A 17,255-nucleotide genomic window follows, 5' to 3' on the forward strand; every position below is an offset into this window, starting at 1 on the left:
AAGCCCTTCCATCCGTGAAAGCGGTCGCCGCCGCGTGCCGCTTGTTTGCTGCTGCTCCTGGTGGTGCTCGGCATGCTCGATCCCAGCAACTCCATGAACCACGGGAATCGGATGGACGGATATGCGGCTGTTCTTGTGCGAGAAGCCCTCCCAGGGCAAAGACATTGGCCGGATTCTCGGCGCCACGCAGCGCGGTGAAGGCTGTCTCAACGGTTCCGGCGTCACTGTCACCTGGTGCATCGGCCATCTCGTAGAAGCCGCTGCGCCCGAAGCCTACGACGAGCAGTTGAAGCGCTGGTCCATTGAGCAGTTGCCCATCATTCCCCAGAATTGGCGGGTCGAGGTCAAACCGAAGACCGCCACGCAATTCAAGGTCGTCAAGGCGCTTCTGGCGAAGGCGACCCAGCTTGTCATCGCCACCGATGCCGACCGCGAAGGCGAGTTGATCGCTCGCGAGATCATCGAACTGTGCGGCTACCGCGGCCCCATCGAGCGGCTATGGTTGTCGGCACTCAACGATGCGTCCATCCGCGCCGCACTGGGCAAGCTCAGGCCATCGGCCGAGACGCTGCCGATGTACTACTCGGCGCTGGCACGATCGCGGGCCGACTGGCTCGTGGGAATGAACCTCAGCCGCCTGTTCACCGTGCTCGGTCGACAAGCGGGCTACGACGGCGTGCTGTCGGTCGGCCGCGTGCAGACACCGACGCTCAAGCTCGTGGTGGACCGCGACCGCGAAATTGCGGCCTTCGTGTCCGTACCGTACTGGGCCATCGACGTGTCCCTGTCCGCAAGCGGCCAGTCTTTCACCGCGCAATGGGTTCCGCCCGATGCCTACACCGACGACACGGGCCGCTGCCTGCAGCAGCCGGTCGCACAGCGGGCCGCGCAGCAGATTCGCGGCGCGGGCAGCGCGCAGGTGGTGTCGGTCGAGACCGAGCGCGTGCGCGAAGGCCCGCCGCTGCTGTTCGACCTGGGCACCTTGCAGGAGGTTTGTTCCAAGCAACTTGGGCTGGACGTGCAGGAAACCCTGGAGATCGCCCAGGCCCTGTACGAGACGCACAAAGCCACGACGTACCCGCGCTCGGATTCCGGCTATCTGCCCGAAAGCATGTTCGCCGAGGTGTCCACGGTTCTCGACAGTCTGCTCAGGACCGATCCCTCGCTGCGCCCGATCATGGACCAGCTCGACCGCTCCCAGCGCTCGCGTGCATGGAATGACGGCAAGGTCACGGCGCACCACGGCATCATTCCGACGCTCGAACCAGCGAACCTCTCGGCCATGAGCGAGAAGGAGTTGGCGGTGTACCGGCTGATCCGGGCGCATTACCTCGCGCAGTTCCTCCCTCACCACGAGTTCGATCGCACCGTGGCGAACCTAGCCTGCGGCCAGCAGAAACTGGCGGCCACGGGCAAGCAGGTCGTGGTGAAGGGCTGGCCCCTGGTACTGACCGAGCCTCAGCCCGACGAGGACGGCGACGCTGCGGCGCGCAGCCAGGTGCTTCCCGCGCTGCGCGAGGGCTTGGCATGTCTGGTGGCCGACGTCGATCTGAAGGCGCTCAAGACGCTGCCACCCAGGCCGTACACGCAGGGCGAACTTGTCAAATCCATGAAGGGAGTCGCCAAGCTGGTGACGGACCCGCGCCTGAAGCAGAAGTTCAGGGACACGGTCGGCATCGGCACCGAAGCGACGCGAGCCAACATCATCAGCGGCCTGATCGCACGCGGCTATATCGTGAAGAAGGGGCGCGCCATCCGCGCATCCGATGCTGCTTTCACACTGATCGACGCCGTGCCCGCGGCGATCGCCGACCCTGGCACTACCGCTGTCTGGGAACAGGCGCTCGACATGATCGAAGCTGGACAGCTTACGCTGGACGTATTCATCGGAAAGCAGGCTGCATGGATTTCGCAGTTGATCGCGCAGTACAGCATCGCGTCCCTGTCCATCAAGGTTCCCCAAGGGCCGGCATGCCCGCAGTGCGGCGCACCCACGCGTCAGCGCAGCGGCAAGAGCGGCCCGTTTTGGTCGTGCAGTCGTTACCCCGACTGCAAAGGCACGCTGCCGGTCGAATCCGGCACGTCCAAGCGCGGTGCCTCGCGCCCGCACCGCAGCGGCCGCCAAGGTTCCTGACCCGACCCCGTTCCCCGTGAGCCGTGCCCGCCATCGGCGGCGTGGCCCTTGTCCCGCACGCCCTGCGGGACGCCCAGCGCGCAACGCCTTCTTGATCCGTGCGCGCGTCCCGCCTGGCCGCTCCGGCCACGGGACCTGAAGGTAGCTTCTCCGCGAACCGCATCCCGCGCGTTCTGCTGATCTGCATTTCTTCCGCCCACTGCGAAGGGTCTCCCGATGGCTTGTCGAACTGCACGAGCCACCCGGAGACCGTTCGTGGTCAGCGGTATTCGGTGCCGGTGCCCGCCGGCGCAAAAACGGGCTCCCTTTGTGCGCGGATGTGCGCCAGACGATGCCGGCCCCAGCCACGACATGGGCCGGGTGTGATTGCTGACAGCAGACGGTTTTAGCGACGACCGGGCCTGCCAATCAGCCCACGGGTGGTTCCTCTTTCCTCCCGAGCCGAAGGCCGCAGGGCCTTCGGCGCCTTTCTCCTGCCCATCAATGTCCCGGCCCCCCGCCCAACGGCCCTGGGCCACACGAACAGGAGACCCGACATGAACCCCCATCCTTGCCCCCCAACACACGGCAGGCCGCGCAACGCGCCGCTGCTCTACGGCAGCGTGTGCAGCGGCATCGAGGCCGTGAGCCTCGCCTGGCAACCCCTCGGCCTCGAAGCTGCGTGGTTCGCTGAGATCGAGCCGTTCCCGAGCGCCGTGCTCGCCCATCGTTACCCCCACGTGCCCAACCTGGGCGACATGACTGCGATCGCCCGCCAGGTGCGCGCCGGCACCGTGCCGGCGCCCGACATCCTGGTCGGCGGCACACCGTGCCAGTCGTTCAGCGTAGCCGGCGCGCGCCAGGGACTGAATGACCCGCGCGGCGCCTTGACCCTTGCCTATGTGGAGCTTGCAAATGCCATCGACCAAACCCGCCACCAAGACCGCCGCCCGTCGGCAACCCTCGTCTGGGAAAACGTCCCCGGCGTCCTCAACGACCGCAGCAATGCCTTCGGGCATTTCCTGGGCGCACTGGCCGGAGAAGGCTGTGCGCTCCAACCGCCAGGGGAAAAATGGGCGCACGCAGGTTGTGTGTCTGGACCCCGGCGCCGCATCGCCTGGCGCGTGCTCGACGCTCAATTATGTGAAGCTCCACATAATTGAGCTTATGGATAGCACTGCGTTATGCGCAGTAACTGCACTCAGGCCCCAAAACTCAAACATCTCCCGAGCTATTGCTCAACATAATCTCCGATGATGATTTTCGTGGCATGTCGCCACGCAAATCGGAGATATGAGCATGAAGAACGGAAATGTCGTACAGGACACGGCTCGGCTGGTAGAAGAACTGACCGGGAAGCTGGAAGTGATGGGCTACAGCGGCGCCACTATCACCCGCCTTAATTCGATCTGGAGAAATCTGGTTCCCTATGCCAACGAGAACGCTTGCGGTGCGTTTTCGATGGAAGTGGCTCGCGAGTTCATCCAGAGCCACTATGGACACCGCCTTGATGACCCCGACGCTTCCCACAACATCCATCGGGCAATCCATCTTCTCAGCGACTTCCAACGGTATGGGACCGTTTTCAAGCAATCACACGCCACGTTGAAGGGTTTCACCAAATCCTATCGTCAAGTGTTCGAAGGCTTTCTGCAGCACCTGTCCGCCCAAGGGGTTGCCCCTGGGTCGCTCCGCACGTGGCGAAGTCGGCTGTTTCGACTTGAGTATTTCCTGCTCCATCACGGCATTGAAGAATTCCGACTTATCCGGATTCAACACATCAACTCGTACATTGAGTCGTTGGCCGGATTCTCATCGAATACCGTCGGCTCGACGCTGCGGATTCTGAAGCAGCTCTTTCAGTACGCTTGCTCCAACGGATTTCATGTCGAGAGCTTCGACAACGCGATACCCATTGTCCGACGCCAAAGACGTCAGCGACTGCCAACAGTGTTCTCAGTTGGTGAGACCGAGAAGATCCTGTCTGCGATTGACAGGAGCAATGCGCTGGGCAAGCGCAACTATGCGATCTTTCTTCTGCTGGCAAGAATGGGGCTGCGGATCAGTGATGTTCGTGGACTGATGTTCCATCACTTTGACTGGTCAAGAAATGTCATCTCCATCGTCCAGCAAAAGACAAAAAAGCCAGTTGATCTTCCGATCATGGATGAAGTTGGATGGGCAATTATTGACTACCTGCGGAACGGGCGGCCGCATTCGGAATGCCCACTCGTATTCATAAAACATATCGCCCCGTTCGATGGTCTGACGTCTGCTTTACATCAGCAAATGCTTCAATACCTTCGCAGGGCGGATATCCATGTTCCGGCGAACAAGCCCCGAGGCGTTCATTCACTGCGACATAGTCTGGCGACGACTTTGCTGCAGAAGCAGGTTCCAATTCAAACCATCTCTCATACCCTGGGCCATCTCGATATTGGCAGCACCAGCGGGTACGTTCAGGTCAACCTGCCGCAGCTGCGCCTGTGCGCTCTGGAGGTGGCCTGATGTCTACATCAATAGCTTACTTCACTGGCCCTTTCGCACCGATGTGCGATGCGTTCGTGACCCAGATGCGCTCCCTGGGGCGGGCGTATAAGCAGCAGGCAATGCTCCTGCGCATGTTTGATAACTTCAGCAAGGGCTACAGCATTCAGGGTTTCACCATCACTGAAGAACTGGCTTCGGCCTGGAGCAAGAAACGTCCAAACGAAGCCGAATCCACTCGGCATTCTCGTGTGGGTGAGATGCATCGTTTCGCCAGGTTTCTTGAAGGACAAGGCCATTCGACCTTCCTTGTTCCAGGCAAGATTCCGCGAAAGAGTTTGCACCACCCGTACATCTTCAGCAGCGGGGAGATCAGTCGCATATTCGACTACACGAGTGCCTTGAAGCCAAGTCCTGTGTCACGACTGATGCATCGCTCCACCCCCACGATGATCAAGATCCTATATGGGTGCGGACTGAGAATTTCGGAGGTCGTTGCGCTACAAGTCCGCGATGTCGATCTGGAGCAAGGTGTTTTGCATGTCAGGCATGGAAAGAACGACCATGAGCGGCTTGTCCCCATGTCGAGCACACTCACCGACGTATGTCGGGAATATGCAGCACAAGCGTTGACAGGTGCGAATGACCTTGCCCCTTTTTTCTTCAATCGCAAGCGCGAACCTTGCAGTCCGGGCGACTTTGGAAGACGCTTTAGACAAATGCTGTGGGAGGTGGGGATACCGTATTACGGCAAAGACCGTGGTCCACGGCTCCACGATTTACGGCACACGTTCGTCTGCCATCGGCTTAACAGATGGGCTAAAGAGAACGCAGATCTGAACACCTTGTTGCCTGTTCTCTCGGCCTACCTGGGACACGCCAATCTCACTTCGACCTACTACTACCTGAGGCTGACAGCCGAGGTGTATCCGGACATAACCTCGAAGCTTGAGGCGAGACTCGGACACATCTTCCCTGAGATCAATCATTTGACCGAGGGGGCCCTGGATGACTAAGCATCGGCAGCCAACTGACTTCGCATACGCCCTGTCAAAATTCCTGGGAGAGCATCTGGCCGCGCACCGCGGAATGAGCGCGAACTGACGTTGCCCGCGAATTTCGGATCCCTTAACTGAGCGAGATTATGCCACCCGTTGGTTCTGGGCGGCGTACCAGTCCCGCTCGAATTGCATCGGGCTGACGTAGCCCAACGTCGAGTGCAAGCGCGAATGATTGTAGAAGCTCAACCAGTCGATTACCTCGTCCATCGCTTCGCGACGCGTTGCAAAGCGCTGGCCGAGGATGCGTGCACGCTTGAGCGATCCCCACAGGCTCTCGGTCGGTGCGTTGTCCCAGCAATTGCCTCGACGGCTCATCGAACTGCGCATGCCGTAGCCCTTGAGCAGGTCCTGGAAGTCATGACTGCAATACTGGCTGCCACGGTCACTGTGGAGGATCAGGCCCGCTTGCGGACGGCGGCGAAACCACGCCATACGCAGCGCATCAGACACCAGCTCCGTGCGCATGTGCGGCTGCATCGACCAGCCCACCACCTGACGGCTGAACAGGTCGAGAATGACGGTCAGAAACAGCCAACCCTCGTCCGTCCAGATGTACGTGATGTCCGTAGTCCAGACCTGGTCGGGACGCGCGGGAGAGAAGTCTCGTTGCAGCAGGTCCGGTGCGACCGGCAGGCTGTGTTTGCTGTCGGTCGTGACCTTGAACCGGCGTTTGGTCTTCGCCTTGATGCCGTGCAGCTTCATGAGCCGCTGGACACGATCCTTGCTGACGCGAATGCCCTGGACCAGCAGTTGCTTCCACACGCGCGGCCAGCCGTACTCGCCTTTGGATTCAGCGTGCACGGCCTTGATGTGCACCAGCAGAGCGTCGTTGCTGATGCGTCGGCGCGGTCGGTCAGTATCGACATCCCGCACCTTGCGCGCGTGGTAACCGCTGGGGCTGACACCCAGCACCTGGCAGCTCAGGGACACCGGCCATTGTCGGCTGTGAAGCTCGATCCAGGCGTACTTCATGCCGACACCTTCGCAAAGTACGCCGTGGCTTTTCCCAATATGTCGCGCTCCATCTTCACGCGTGCCAACTCCGCGCGCAGCCGGGCAATCTCCATCTGTTCTGGAGAAACCTGTTTGCCTGCGCCGTTCAGCTTCCCAGCGGCATCGGCCTTCACCCAGTTGTGCAGCGTCTTCGGGCTGATGCCCAGTATCTTCGCCACCGCCGCCATGCTCTGGCCGCCGCGGACCATGCGCACGGCTTCCAGCATGAATTCCTGCGTATATCGAGCTCTCGGATTACCCATCTTTCCTCCCTCCTTGCGTGAGTTTTACACACTCAGCAAGGGATCCATTTTTTGCGGGCAAGCTCAAACACTGTGGCGTCCTACAGAGATACGTTCTCCATCCTCTTGCGATTCATGGAGCATCAGGCCGGCGTGAAGATCGAGCGGATTTGCATTGCGGACCTGCATCATAAGCAAATACAAGCGTTTCTTCTGTGGCTTGAGCAGGACAGGGGCAATTCCGTTAACACCAGGAATCAACGCCTCAGCGCGATCACGAGCTTCTTTCGGTTCGTGATGTCGATCTATCCAGAGCACATCCTCCTGTGCCAACAAATCCTCAATATCCAGTTCAAGAAGCGGCAATCTTCAACGGTGGACTACCTGTCCATTGAAGCTGTAGAGCTGCTGCTCCAGCAGCCCAACGCACGGAAACCTATGGGTCGAAGAGATCTGGTTCTGCTCAGCGTACTGTATGACACGGGGGCCAGAGTTCAGGAGCTTGCGAACATGAACGTGAGCGACTTGAAACTGACAGCACCGGCAACCGCAAGGCTGTTGGGCAAAGGAGCCAAAGTCCGTTTGGTCCCTCTGCTGGCGCCGACGACGGCTCTTTTAGTTTCATATCTGCAGGAGCATCACGGGCAGTACCTGGAGCAGAAAGACAGGCCATTGTTCTGCAACAACGTCAGGAAGCGACTAACAAGAGCAGGCATCTCCTACATTCTGCAGAAGTATGCCAGGGAGGTCTCGCAAGGAAATCCGGGTCTACTGGGGACAAAAATCAGTCCGCATACATTGAGACACAGCAAAGCCATGCACCTGCTGCAGGCTGGCGTGAATCTTATCTATATCCGCGACCTACTCGGCCATTCCGATATTAAAACGACAGAGATCTATGCGCGGGCAGATCTGGACAGCAAGAAGGCTGCTTTGGAAATGGCCTATCCAGGCACGTCAAGAACCCCATATCCGGCATGGGGCCAGGACGGCGAACTGCTCAGTTGGCTGCAATCACTGGGAAAGGATCACCGGCCCGCTGGTTGATTATGTGAAGCAAGTTCGGCGCAAGTGCCTGCGATCCCTGGTTGCGTTGCGCCGACTTTTCATAACGCTGCGCTATCCATAAGCTCAATATTTCGGTGTCGCCCAACGCCGCAAGCGTGTGTTTCTTGTGGCAAGTGGTGGAGATGGCCTCGATCCCGTCGAAGTACTTTTTGAGCGCACAGGCCTGCTCGGGGATTCTTCTGCGGGCAGCGCGCCGTGGCAAGAAGCTGCCCGTGCTGCTGGATCGGGTGCTGAAGCAGCAGGCGGATACGCAGGACTGAAGCAGCCCTACGGCACGGTCACGATGACCTTCGGATTCAGTGGCGGCACCGGCCCCGTCGATGTGGCGGCATGTCTCATGGCCGCAGGCCCCAAGCACGACATCCGCACGGAGACGTTCATGGTGCAGTCGATCGCCGGCAGCATCGCCCACACCCTCGACACTGCCAACGGCGGCAAGGGCGGCAGCGAAGACGGTACGGGCAAGGGTGTGCCGATCATCGCTTTCACCGCGCAGGGCAGCGGCGCGGATGCCACGATGGATCGGGCTCCGACGCTGCGTGCAGGTGGGCACCGCAACAGCCATGCGAACGCCGGTGTCGTGCCCGCCATCGCCTTCGCGCAGAACAACCGCGGCGAAGTGCGTTTCGAGTCGGGCCATGGGCAGGTAGCTTGCACCGTCCTTTCCAACGGCAAGCCGGGCTATGGCGTGCCGATGGTGGCCTGCGTTGCCCTGCGGGGACGGCAGCAGGGTCTTACCGCGGAACTGGGCGGCGGCGTATCGGACGCACTGCGCACCAGCGGCGGCGGCGCTGACAAGCCCCATGTGCTGGCACCCGACTTCGAGGCGCATTTCCGTTACGACTGGAGCGAGCCCGGCCCCGGCGACTGGTCGCACTGGCGGGTGCGGCGGCTAATGCCCGTGGAATGCGAGCGGCTGCAAGGCATGCCCGACGACTACACGCTGATCCCGTACCGCGGCAAGCCCGCCGCGGATGCTCCGCGCTACAAGGCAATCGGCAATTCCATGGCGGTGCCGTGCGTTGCGTGGCTTGGCCAGCGGCTGGTGCAGTGCCTGCACAAGACGGGATCGACAGCTCCGGATTGATGCACGACGTCGCCAGCGGGCCACGCCATTCTTCCTCCTGCATTGCCGACGTGTCGGCAGCAGCCAGCAGCCGGGGTGTCCAGGCTGCCGTGGGTTCTACCCGCGCCACCCACCAGTTCGCCTCGGCATCTCACCGGCGAACGCTGCCCACCGGGGCATCGATGCCTCTTTTTTTCCAACCCACGGGATGGCCGCCACGTCCCGTCGGGGGCATGTCGCCACCCGGTCGATTTCAGGACTTCCCATGGATAACATCACCAAGCAAGACCGCATCACGCTGAAGAACCTCAAGGTGGCCGACTTCGCCAGCGAGGAAACGATGTGCTTCAGCGCCACCGTCGTGTTCGACGGCACTCCCATCGCCGAGGCCCGCAACGACGGCCACGGCGGCTCGACGTTCGTCCACGCGCTCAATGGCAAGGCGGCGCTGCTGGCGCAGGCCGAAGCCTTCGCCAAGGGCCTGCCGCCTGCACCGCTCGACCTCGGCCACGAGGGTGAAGACCCTCATTACATCGACATGACGCTCGACTTCCTGATCGATGAACTGGCCGATGCCATGCACGCCGAGCGCAAGGTGCGAGCCGCGTTCAACCGCGACATCGGCAACAAGGTGCTGTTCATCAAGGACGGCAAACTGCTGTTCATCAAGGGCATCAAGCTCAAGGCCATCGCCGACCGCAAAGCGTATTTCGCTTCGCTGCGCGCCCGACAGGCCCAACCCATCGTCATCCTCGCCGAGCTTCCGCCCGAGCAAGCATTTGACCTGTGGAAGCAGCATGTCCTGGGCGACAAGCCCGCCTGACCCAGCGCCGACGCCCCCTCCTGACAGCCCCGCACTCGATGCGGGGCTTCTTTTTTTCGGTGCCCATCAATCGGGGCTGGGCCGGATGCCGTTTTCCAACTGACGCAGCGCGGCCCGCGCACGAAGCTGCCCGCATGTTCGCTGATTCGTCAGCACATGCCAGCAGCCAGGGTTTCAGGCTGCCGCGGGTCTCTCCCGCGTTGCCCACCAGTCCGCATCGCATCAAGTCTGCGGACGCGCGTCCCCGTGACGTCGATGCTTTTTATCAACCGCGTGCGGGAGCTGCCATCCCGTGAGGGACGAGGCCCCGCTTTTCCAAGGAGCCCGTCCATGTCCCAGCAAGCCTCTTTCGGCCAACTGGCCCTGACCTACTGCGGCAAGTTTCTGCCGCTCGAAGTCCTGCAAAGCGCCGCCGGTCACTACATCGGCACGCGCGATACCGAAGGCCCCGTTTCGCGGGAATCCCGCGAGTACTTCCGCAGCTATGCCGCGGCTCAACGTGCCCTCGAAAGAGGCGGCTGGTCCCAGCTCGCCATTCCCTGATCCAACTGGAGGAATCACGTCATGAACCAGCTACTGCCGCGGGAAATCGTCGATCAGATCATGCGGGAAGAACAGCATTTCGCTGCCGCGCCCCAAGCCTTCTTCGAGGCCTGGAAGCGCGGTGTCGAGATCGCTGGCCCCGAATGGTTCGGTGACGGCACCCGTGAAGGTCTGAACCAGGCCAAGAGCAAGTGGGATCTGCGTCCCAACATGCTGCAGCTCAACGATGCCCTCGGCGTCCTGAGCAGCGGCGAACGCATGTTCCTGTCCGCCATGGTCAGCTTCTACAACGCGCGCGAGGGCGGTGCCATGCTCAAGCGCTGCCACTTCAACGGACTGTCGGACTTCGACGGTCTCGATCTGCAACGCCGCAAGGTCATCGCCGACCTGCTGGTGAACTACAACGGCTGGTGAGCCGGTCCCCGGCGCACCACTGCTTTTCGTTCCCCCCGAGAGGGACATGCGCCCACAAAGCCATGTTCCTCAATTTCTTCGCCATCGCCCAGCGCCAACGGCCTCGGGCTATTACTTGCGGATGCCACCGTCCGCATGGGCTGGCTCCGCTCACTTCTCGAAAGGAGCCACCATGGCAAACAACTACTACGAGGGCACGGGCGTTCTCATGCTTGATCGTGTTACCCCCGTCATCAAGGCGCTGTTCGGCGTCTTCGCATTGGATGAAAGCTATCCCGGCAACGGGCATGCCTACATCGCCAGGATCGCCGAGACCAATTATCCGCAATGGTCGAATGTGCTGGGCGGCCTGGAAGACCTCGCAGCGCAACTCGGCATACCCATGCCCGACGACGAAGGCTTGTCGATTCCTCCACTGCTCGAACTGCTGGCCGTGCACTTCGGAGCCGACCAGGATCAGGAACTGCAGAACCTGATCGAACAACACCAGTTCGAGGACAGCGCCGATCTGGAGGCCTTACTTCTGATCGCAACCTGCTTCGACGACGGCCATGACCTGACCGCCATCCAGTTCGAGGGCTGCTGGTATTGCAGCAAGCCAAGGCTGTTCGAGTTCGGCGGCAGCGGCTGCTACCTGAGCCGCGAGGTCCAGGTCTTCAGAACGTCCTCGCAGGCACTCCAACTCGGCGACCAACTGCGCAAAGCCATTAAGGCCAGCGACATCGAAGAGGCCTCGGCGTTGATCGCACTGGAGGCCGCCAATCTGCTCGCGGGCATCAACGACGAGCATTTCCGCCTGAATGTGCGCCATCGCATCGCCGAACGGCTGGCCCAGACGCCAACGATCAGTGCCGACTGACGCATTTTCTCTTTTCAACCCACCGGGTCCAATTCCCGGTGGCGGGGATTGGCTCCATTATTCAATCTGGAGAAATCCCATGTCCCAAAATCCCAATCCCTTTGTCCGCGGCTACTGGAATCTGAAAATCGTCCGCACGCTGTCCATCAGCTACGAGGACGGAAGCCCGCATGTGTGGCGAGCCATCCACGTGAGCCAACAGCACCTCTCCGATGAGGAACTGGTTTCTTCCCCCTGCATCGTCACCAGCGAGTTCGCGGTGGTCAGGAATGGCACTGAACCTGTCAGCGCCGAACTGATGGCCGAATGCAATGCTGTTGAAGGCGTCAGCGGCGAAGGCGTAGTTGGTGCCGTGGTCTATGCCATTCATGGCGACGACTTCGACGGCCGCCCGATCCACGTCGGTGACACTTATTCGGCCGAAGCCGCGCGAGACGTGGTGCAGCGGTTGAGTTTCGAGACCGGCTATTACAGCCGATGCTGGGAAATCAGCAGCGCGCACATCAGCCGGAAAACCGGCCAGTACCTCGCCAACCTGGCAGACCTCGCCACGCCGGAGGCCTTTCTGTTCATCGCCTTCCGGGTTCCGTACAGCCCGGCGATCGGCGTCAAGCTGATTTCCACGCCCTGGACGGACCAGAACCTGGAGCATGCCGAGGGCATCGGCGCGGAGCAGCTTCGACAAGAGCACCGGAACAAGGGCATGCCGGACGACCTGGCGAACATCCTTGAACTGGCTGGCCAGGCCGATGTGCGCATTCTCATCCTCGACGCTGATGCGCCCGCGCTACTGGGCTTGCCGCTGGCCGAGTCCTAGCAGTCGCGCCACGCACCATTCTTCCTCTTTGTTCTCCCCCATGTCAGCCCGTCTCCCACCCGGAGCTGGGCTGATCCATTTTCATAGGAGCAACCTCATGTTCCCCGACCTCATCTCGCATGCACCCGACTTCGAGCACCAGCTCGGAGCCTGCGTCAACGCCATGAGCCAGGACGACGCCATCGGCCAGATCCTGGTATTCGAGCGCACGAGAGGCATGCTACACATGCGCCATATCGCCAGCGCCGACCTGGTGGACAGCGACATTGACGACTACGAAATGGTCGTCTTCGACGGTGGCAACACCAGCGGCGACACGTGGAAGCACGTGTTCTTTCCACGTCAGCGCGAACACTATTTCGTGTACGAAGCCTGATCCATCCAGCCCCTTTCGAGGGGCTTTTTCTTGCCCGCAGCGCAGGAAACCGGGTGCGGCGCGGTGCCGTTTCATGCGGGTGAGCCGCCCATTCCGAGGCCATCCTTGCCCCATGTTCGTCGGCGTTGCCGACACATGCCCAGACAGCCGAGACCTTCAAGGCTGCAAGTGCGGGAAACCGTGCTGGTCTTTTTTCTTATCGGACGTTCCGCGTCCATCCACGCCACCCACAAGGGATCTCTCCCTTGCGGGCGGGAATCCCTTGTCCTTCCTCAAGGAGATTCCCATGGACCGTTCCCTCATCAAATCCATGATGCCTTCGCTTGTCGCAGGCCATGTGCCCCGCAACGTGCGGTCGTTCAAGTACCGCGTGTTCGATGATCAGCCGCAGTCCTCGACGCTGGGCTTCGCCATCGATCCCCAGCCCTTCGACGGCAAGGTGGTCGCGGCGACTGACGATGCCATCGTCGTCAAGCTCAAGCCATCCGAGTTCGCCGTGCTCGATCCCAACCTTGTCACCTCTGTTCCCAGCGAAGGCGCCAAGGTGCGTGTCCAACCCTACGCACGGCGCCGTTTCGACGGCCTGCGCGCGGACACCCCGGAAGAGCGCACGGAGATGACGTCCGACGGCATTCCCTACACCGTCAAGACGCACATCCTTGGCTCCGCGCCCGCCAAGCTGCCCATCCCCAAGCCGCAGTGCATGGAACTGGGCCAGCTCATCGAACAACTGGAGGAAATGCCGGCGCCCGATGGCTTCCGGCGGATCACCCACATGCTGGTCGATGCAGGTGCACGGGATTTCACCTGGGTCGATCCCAAGCCATCCAAGATCATCGAGACGCCTCCGGCGATCAGCTTCACGACCTCGACCGCGAAGTTCAAGGGTCGCGTCACGGTGCTGTACGACCGCGGCGGCGACGCCTACGTGGTGGAACTTCACCGCGATGGCGAATTGGTCGATCGGTACGACGAGGTGTATTTTGACGTTGCCCGCGAATTTCGGATCCCTTAACTGAGCGAGATTATGCCACCCGTTGGTTCTGGGCGGCGTACCAGTCCCGCTCGAATTGCATCGGGCTGACGTAGCCCAACGTCGAGTGCAAGCGCGAATGATTGTAGAAGCTCAACCAGTCGATTACCTCGTCCATCGCTTCGCGACGCGTTGCAAAGCGCTGGCCGAGGATGCGTGCACGCTTGAGCGATCCCCACAGGCTCTCGGTCGGTGCGTTGTCCCAGCAATTGCCTCGACGGCTCATCGAACTGCGCATGCCGTAGCCCTTGAGCAGGTCCTGGAAGTCATGACTGCAATACTGGCTGCCACGGTCACTGTGGAGGATCAGGCCCGCTTGCGGACGGCGGCGAAACCACGCCATACGCAGCGCATCAGACACCAGCTCCGTGCGCATGTGCGGCTGCATCGACCAGCCCACCACCTGACGGCTGAACAGGTCGAGAATGACGGTCAGAAACAGCCAACCCTCGTCCGTCCAGATGTACGTGATGTCCGTAGTCCAGACCTGGTCGGGACGCGCGGGAGAGAAGTCTCGTTGCAGCAGGTCCGGTGCGACCGGCAGGCTGTGTTTGCTGTCGGTCGTGACCTTGAACCGGCGTTTGGTCTTCGCCTTGATGCCGTGCAGCTTCATGAGCCGCTGGACACGATCCTTGCTGACGCGAATGCCCTGGACCAGCAGTTGCTTCCACACGCGCGGCCAGCCGTACTCGCCTTTGGATTCAGCGTGCACGGCCTTGATGTGCACCAGCAGAGCGTCGTTGCTGATGCGTCGGCGCGGTCGGTCAGTATCGACATCCCGCACCTTGCGCGCGTGGTAACCGCTGGGGCTGACACCCAGCACCTGGCAGCTCAGGGACACCGGCCATTGTCGGCTGTGAAGCTCGATCCAGGCGTACTTCATGCCGACACCTTCGCAAAGTACGCCGTGGCTTTTCCCAATATGTCGCGCTCCATCTTCACGCGTGCCAACTCCGCGCGCAGCCGGGCAATCTCCATCTGTTCTGGAGAAACCTGTTTGCCTGCGCCGTTCAGCTTCCCAGCGGCATCGGCCTTCACCCAGTTGTGCAGCGTCTTCGGGCTGATGCCCAGTATCTTCGCCACCGCCGCCATGCTCTGGCCGCCGCGGACCATGCGCACGGCTTCCAGCATGAATTCCTGCGTATATCGAGCTCTCGGATTACCCATCTTTCCTCCCTCCTTGCGTGAGTTTTACACACTCAGCAAGGGATCCATTTTTTGCGGGCAAGCTCATTTCGACATGCTTGGCGCAGTGTTGGAGCGGCTCATCGACGATGGTCGCTGGCGCCTGATCGACGTGAGCGTGATCGACACCAAGGCTCCCCGGCAGCGCCAAGCGGTGCCGGCATGACGCCTCGAAACGAAGCCAGGCAACTCCACGACTGACCCGAGGTTCCCGCCACGGCGGTTCAGTCCATCCGGCCAAGTGCCGCACAGGCTCTCCATCCATTCGGTGGAGAGCCTTTTCTCTAATCCGTACAGGAGATTTCAACCATGTCACTGCGATTCAAGGGCGCCGACCTGCGCCCTGTGTTGACCGAAGCGATCGCCAACCAGTGCCGAGCCGTCCTCGTCAAGGACCAAGGCGTGTACATCCTCGCCGAGCGCGGGGAACGCCGCCCGGACGGACGCCAGAAGTTGCTGGCCTATGCAGTCGGCTGCGACCCGGATACCGATCCGTTCGATGACTGGTGGTTCCTCGCCCAACGCGAGCTGGGCGGCGACGACTTCGCCGAGTACTTCGACCCGAAGGACGGCGTATTCACCCGCATCTTGCACACAGCGGACGATCTGATGCTGTCGGCCACCGCCACCCACTTGTCGTTGGAGGTCGTGCCTCCCGTTTAAAGCAGCAGCACGTCCTGCTCAGCCCCCGGTTCCCCGGGGGCTTTTTTCCTCCGCACAGCGGCTATGTCCCCGCGTGCGCGCTCGTCTCCGGCCGCCAAGGCCTGCCTCGCCGGCCAGCCCGCCGGCATGCCACTGGAGACGACGCATGCACGACCCGTTCAAGATCACCCAGCCCACCTGCATCAGCTTCAGCGGCGGGCGCACGAGCGCCTACATGCTCTGGCGCGTGCTGCAGACCAATGGCGGCCTGCCTGCCGATACCGAGGTCTGCTTCGCCAACACGGGCAAGGAAGTCGAAGCGACCTTGCGCTTTGTGCGCGATTGCGCCGAGCACTGGCAGGTGCCGATCCGCTGGCTCGAATACGTGCCCATGGAACCGGGCTTCGCTCTGATCGACTTCGATCGGGCCAGCCGCCAGGGTGAGCCGTTCGAGGCGCTGATCCGCAAACGCCAGTACCTGCCCAATCCCGTTGCGCGGGGCTGCACGACCAGCCTGAAGATTCGCCCGATGCACCGCTTCCTGCGGCATCAGGGATGGACGGACTGGGACCAGATGATCGGCATCCGCGCCGACGAGCAGCGACGCGTCTCCAAGATTCGTGCGCGCGGCCACTCCACCGAATCGACCCACGAGACCATGTGCATGCCGCTGGCGGATGCCGGCGTCACCGTGCGCGACGTGAGCGCGTTCTGGCAGGCGCAGCCGTTCGACCTCGACCTGCTGACGGTGAACGGACGCACGCTCGAAGGCAACTGCGACCTGTGTTTCCTCAAGCCGCGTGGGCAGCGCCTGGCCCTTATCAAGGCCCGGCCCGAGGCCGCCGTGTGGTGGATTCGCATGGAATCCCTGAACCTCGCGAGCAAGCCCAGCGGCGCCCGGTTCCGCGCCGATGGCCCCAGCTATGCCGATCTGGCGCGCTTCGCTGCCGACCAGGGCGATCTGTTCGATGGCGCCGAGGAAGCCATTGCCTGCTTCTGCGGCGACTGATGCGCATGGACAGGCCATTGATCGCGCCACGGCTGCAACTCCTGCCCGTGTCGCTACGGGTCGCTAATGGCTTTGTACAGGACCACCACCGCCACCACCGCCCGGTCCAAGGGGCGAAGTTCGCCCTGGCCGTTGCCCCGCGCGGCAGCGATTGCATCTGCGGTGTGGCCATCGTCGGTCGCCCGGTCGCGCGGCACTTGGACGACGGCTGGACCCTCGAAGTAACGAGGCTATGTACCGACGGTGCGCCGAACGCCTGCAGCAAGCTCTATGGCGCCGCTTGGAAGGCGGCCAAGGCCCTCGGCTACACGCGGCTGATCACCTATACCTTGCCCGAGGAAGGTGGTGCCAGCCTGCGCGCCGCCGGCTGGCGGCTGGTCGGCACGCGCGGCGGCGGCGCTTGGAGCCGTCCCAGCCGTCCCCGCGCCGACACCCCCGACCACCTGCGCGGCCCCAAGTGCCTGTGGCAGGCATCGGGCGGCGTGGACAAAGGGAAACGTCTGGGTGCCGATTGATTGCTGTCG

The 17,255-nt window shown here is 61.8% G+C and carries 17 protein-coding genes and 2 pseudogenes; 17 read left to right on the top strand and 2 right to left on the bottom strand.

Features of this window, described 5'->3' with window-relative positions; genetic code table 11:
* Positions 1 to 121: 121 nt before the first annotated feature.
* The 4 genes from BPET_RS07325 (at position 122) to BPET_RS07340 (ending at position 5,616) form a co-directional block, all read left to right on the top strand.
* Positions 122 to 2,134 carry a DNA topoisomerase III gene (locus tag BPET_RS07325; RefSeq protein WP_011489283.1) on the top strand — a complete coding sequence of 671 codons (2,013 nt, stop codon included), beginning with the start codon at positions 122 to 124 and terminating at the stop codon, positions 2,132 to 2,134.
* Positions 2,135 to 2,670: 536 nt separating this feature from the next.
* A complete protein-coding gene (locus BPET_RS07330) occupies positions 2,671 to 3,276 on the top strand; it encodes a DNA cytosine methyltransferase (protein WP_012248422.1) in 606 nt (201 codons plus the stop codon).
* A gap of 136 nt (positions 3,277 to 3,412) precedes the next feature.
* Complete coding sequence (locus BPET_RS07335) at positions 3,413 to 4,621, top strand: site-specific integrase (RefSeq protein WP_012248050.1); 1,209 nt, start codon at positions 3,413 to 3,415, stop codon at positions 4,619 to 4,621.
* Positions 4,621 to 5,616, top strand: a complete 996-nt coding sequence (locus tag BPET_RS07340) for a tyrosine-type recombinase/integrase (protein WP_012248049.1) — start codon at positions 4,621 to 4,623, stop codon at positions 5,614 to 5,616. The genes BPET_RS07335 and BPET_RS07340 overlap by 1 nt, the downstream gene beginning before the upstream one ends.
* 126 nt (positions 5,617 to 5,742) lie before the next feature.
* Here the strand turns inward: BPET_RS07340 and BPET_RS07345 are convergent.
* A protein-coding gene (locus BPET_RS07345) for an IS3 family transposase (protein ID WP_085970191.1) occupies positions 5,743 to 6,917 on the bottom strand; the annotation gives its coding sequence in 2 pieces (ribosomal slippage) (positions 5,743 to 6,668 and positions 6,668 to 6,917; 1,176 coding nt in all).
* A 72-nt stretch (positions 6,918 to 6,989) separates the two neighbouring features.
* Between BPET_RS07345 and BPET_RS07355 the strand changes: the two genes are divergently transcribed.
* From BPET_RS07355 to BPET_RS07395, 9 genes and pseudogenes are all read left to right on the top strand, one after another.
* Positions 6,990 to 7,943, top strand: coding sequence for a site-specific integrase (locus BPET_RS07355; RefSeq protein WP_012248423.1), 954 nt, complete (start codon positions 6,990 to 6,992; stop codon positions 7,941 to 7,943).
* 82 nt (positions 7,944 to 8,025) lie between these two features.
* Positions 8,026 to 9,051 (top strand): annotated as a pseudogene (locus BPET_RS07360) (DNA cytosine methyltransferase); the annotation flags it as partial.
* 244 nt (positions 9,052 to 9,295) lie between these two features.
* Positions 9,296 to 9,853 (top strand): hypothetical protein, encoded by a 558-nt coding sequence (locus BPET_RS07365; RefSeq protein ID WP_011489285.1) that lies wholly within the window; start codon positions 9,296 to 9,298, stop codon positions 9,851 to 9,853.
* 330 nt (positions 9,854 to 10,183) lie between these two features.
* Positions 10,184 to 10,396: a hypothetical protein gene (locus BPET_RS07370; protein ID WP_003290186.1), complete on the top strand. Its 213-nt coding sequence runs from the start codon at positions 10,184 to 10,186 to the stop codon at positions 10,394 to 10,396.
* Positions 10,397 to 10,417: 21 nt separating this feature from the next.
* Complete coding sequence (locus tag BPET_RS07375; RefSeq protein ID WP_011489287.1) at positions 10,418 to 10,810, top strand: hypothetical protein; 393 nt, start codon at positions 10,418 to 10,420, stop codon at positions 10,808 to 10,810.
* Between the two features lie 172 nt (positions 10,811 to 10,982).
* Positions 10,983 to 11,669 carry a hypothetical protein gene (locus tag BPET_RS07380; protein WP_011489288.1) on the top strand — a complete coding sequence of 229 codons (687 nt, stop codon included), beginning with the start codon at positions 10,983 to 10,985 and terminating at the stop codon, positions 11,667 to 11,669.
* 79 nt (positions 11,670 to 11,748) lie between these two features.
* Positions 11,749 to 12,486 (top strand): DUF5983 family protein, encoded by a 738-nt coding sequence (locus tag BPET_RS07385; RefSeq protein ID WP_011489289.1) that lies wholly within the window; start codon positions 11,749 to 11,751, stop codon positions 12,484 to 12,486.
* Between the two features lie 97 nt (positions 12,487 to 12,583).
* Positions 12,584 to 12,862, top strand: a complete 279-nt coding sequence (locus BPET_RS07390; protein WP_003290191.1) for a hypothetical protein — start codon at positions 12,584 to 12,586, stop codon at positions 12,860 to 12,862.
* Between the two features lie 286 nt (positions 12,863 to 13,148).
* Positions 13,149 to 13,862 (top strand): annotated as a pseudogene (locus BPET_RS07395) (GTPase); the annotation flags it as partial.
* Between the two features lie 25 nt (positions 13,863 to 13,887).
* Here the strand turns inward: BPET_RS07395 and BPET_RS07400 are convergent.
* Positions 13,888 to 15,062, bottom strand: a protein-coding gene (locus BPET_RS07400; protein WP_085970191.1) for an IS3 family transposase whose coding sequence is annotated in 2 segments (ribosomal slippage) — positions 13,888 to 14,813 and positions 14,813 to 15,062 — 1,176 coding nt in all. Because the reading frame shifts where the segments join, the coding sequence is not laid out codon by codon here.
* 13 nt (positions 15,063 to 15,075) lie between these two features.
* Here BPET_RS07400 and BPET_RS27305 point away from each other — a divergent pair.
* The 4 genes from BPET_RS27305 (at position 15,076) to BPET_RS07420 (ending at position 17,246) form a co-directional block, all read left to right on the top strand.
* Complete coding sequence (locus BPET_RS27305; RefSeq protein WP_231852668.1) at positions 15,076 to 15,246, top strand: hypothetical protein; 171 nt, start codon at positions 15,076 to 15,078, stop codon at positions 15,244 to 15,246.
* A 143-nt stretch (positions 15,247 to 15,389) separates the two neighbouring features.
* On the top strand, positions 15,390 to 15,743 hold the full coding sequence (locus tag BPET_RS07410) for a DUF3085 domain-containing protein (protein WP_003290193.1): 354 nt from the start codon (positions 15,390 to 15,392) through the stop codon (positions 15,741 to 15,743).
* A 145-nt stretch (positions 15,744 to 15,888) separates the two neighbouring features.
* Positions 15,889 to 16,731 (top strand): phosphoadenosine phosphosulfate reductase domain-containing protein, encoded by an 843-nt coding sequence (locus tag BPET_RS07415; RefSeq protein WP_011489292.1) that lies wholly within the window; start codon positions 15,889 to 15,891, stop codon positions 16,729 to 16,731.
* Complete coding sequence (locus tag BPET_RS07420) at positions 16,731 to 17,246, top strand: XF1762 family protein (protein ID WP_020207009.1); 516 nt, start codon at positions 16,731 to 16,733, stop codon at positions 17,244 to 17,246. Before BPET_RS07415 ends, BPET_RS07420 begins: the two co-directional genes overlap by 1 nt.
* Positions 17,247 to 17,255 lie beyond the last annotated feature (9 nt).

Origin of the sequence: Bordetella petrii, assembly GCF_000067205.1 — a bacterium.
Classification (GTDB): domain Bacteria; phylum Pseudomonadota; class Gammaproteobacteria; order Burkholderiales; family Burkholderiaceae_B; genus Bordetella_A; species Bordetella_A petrii.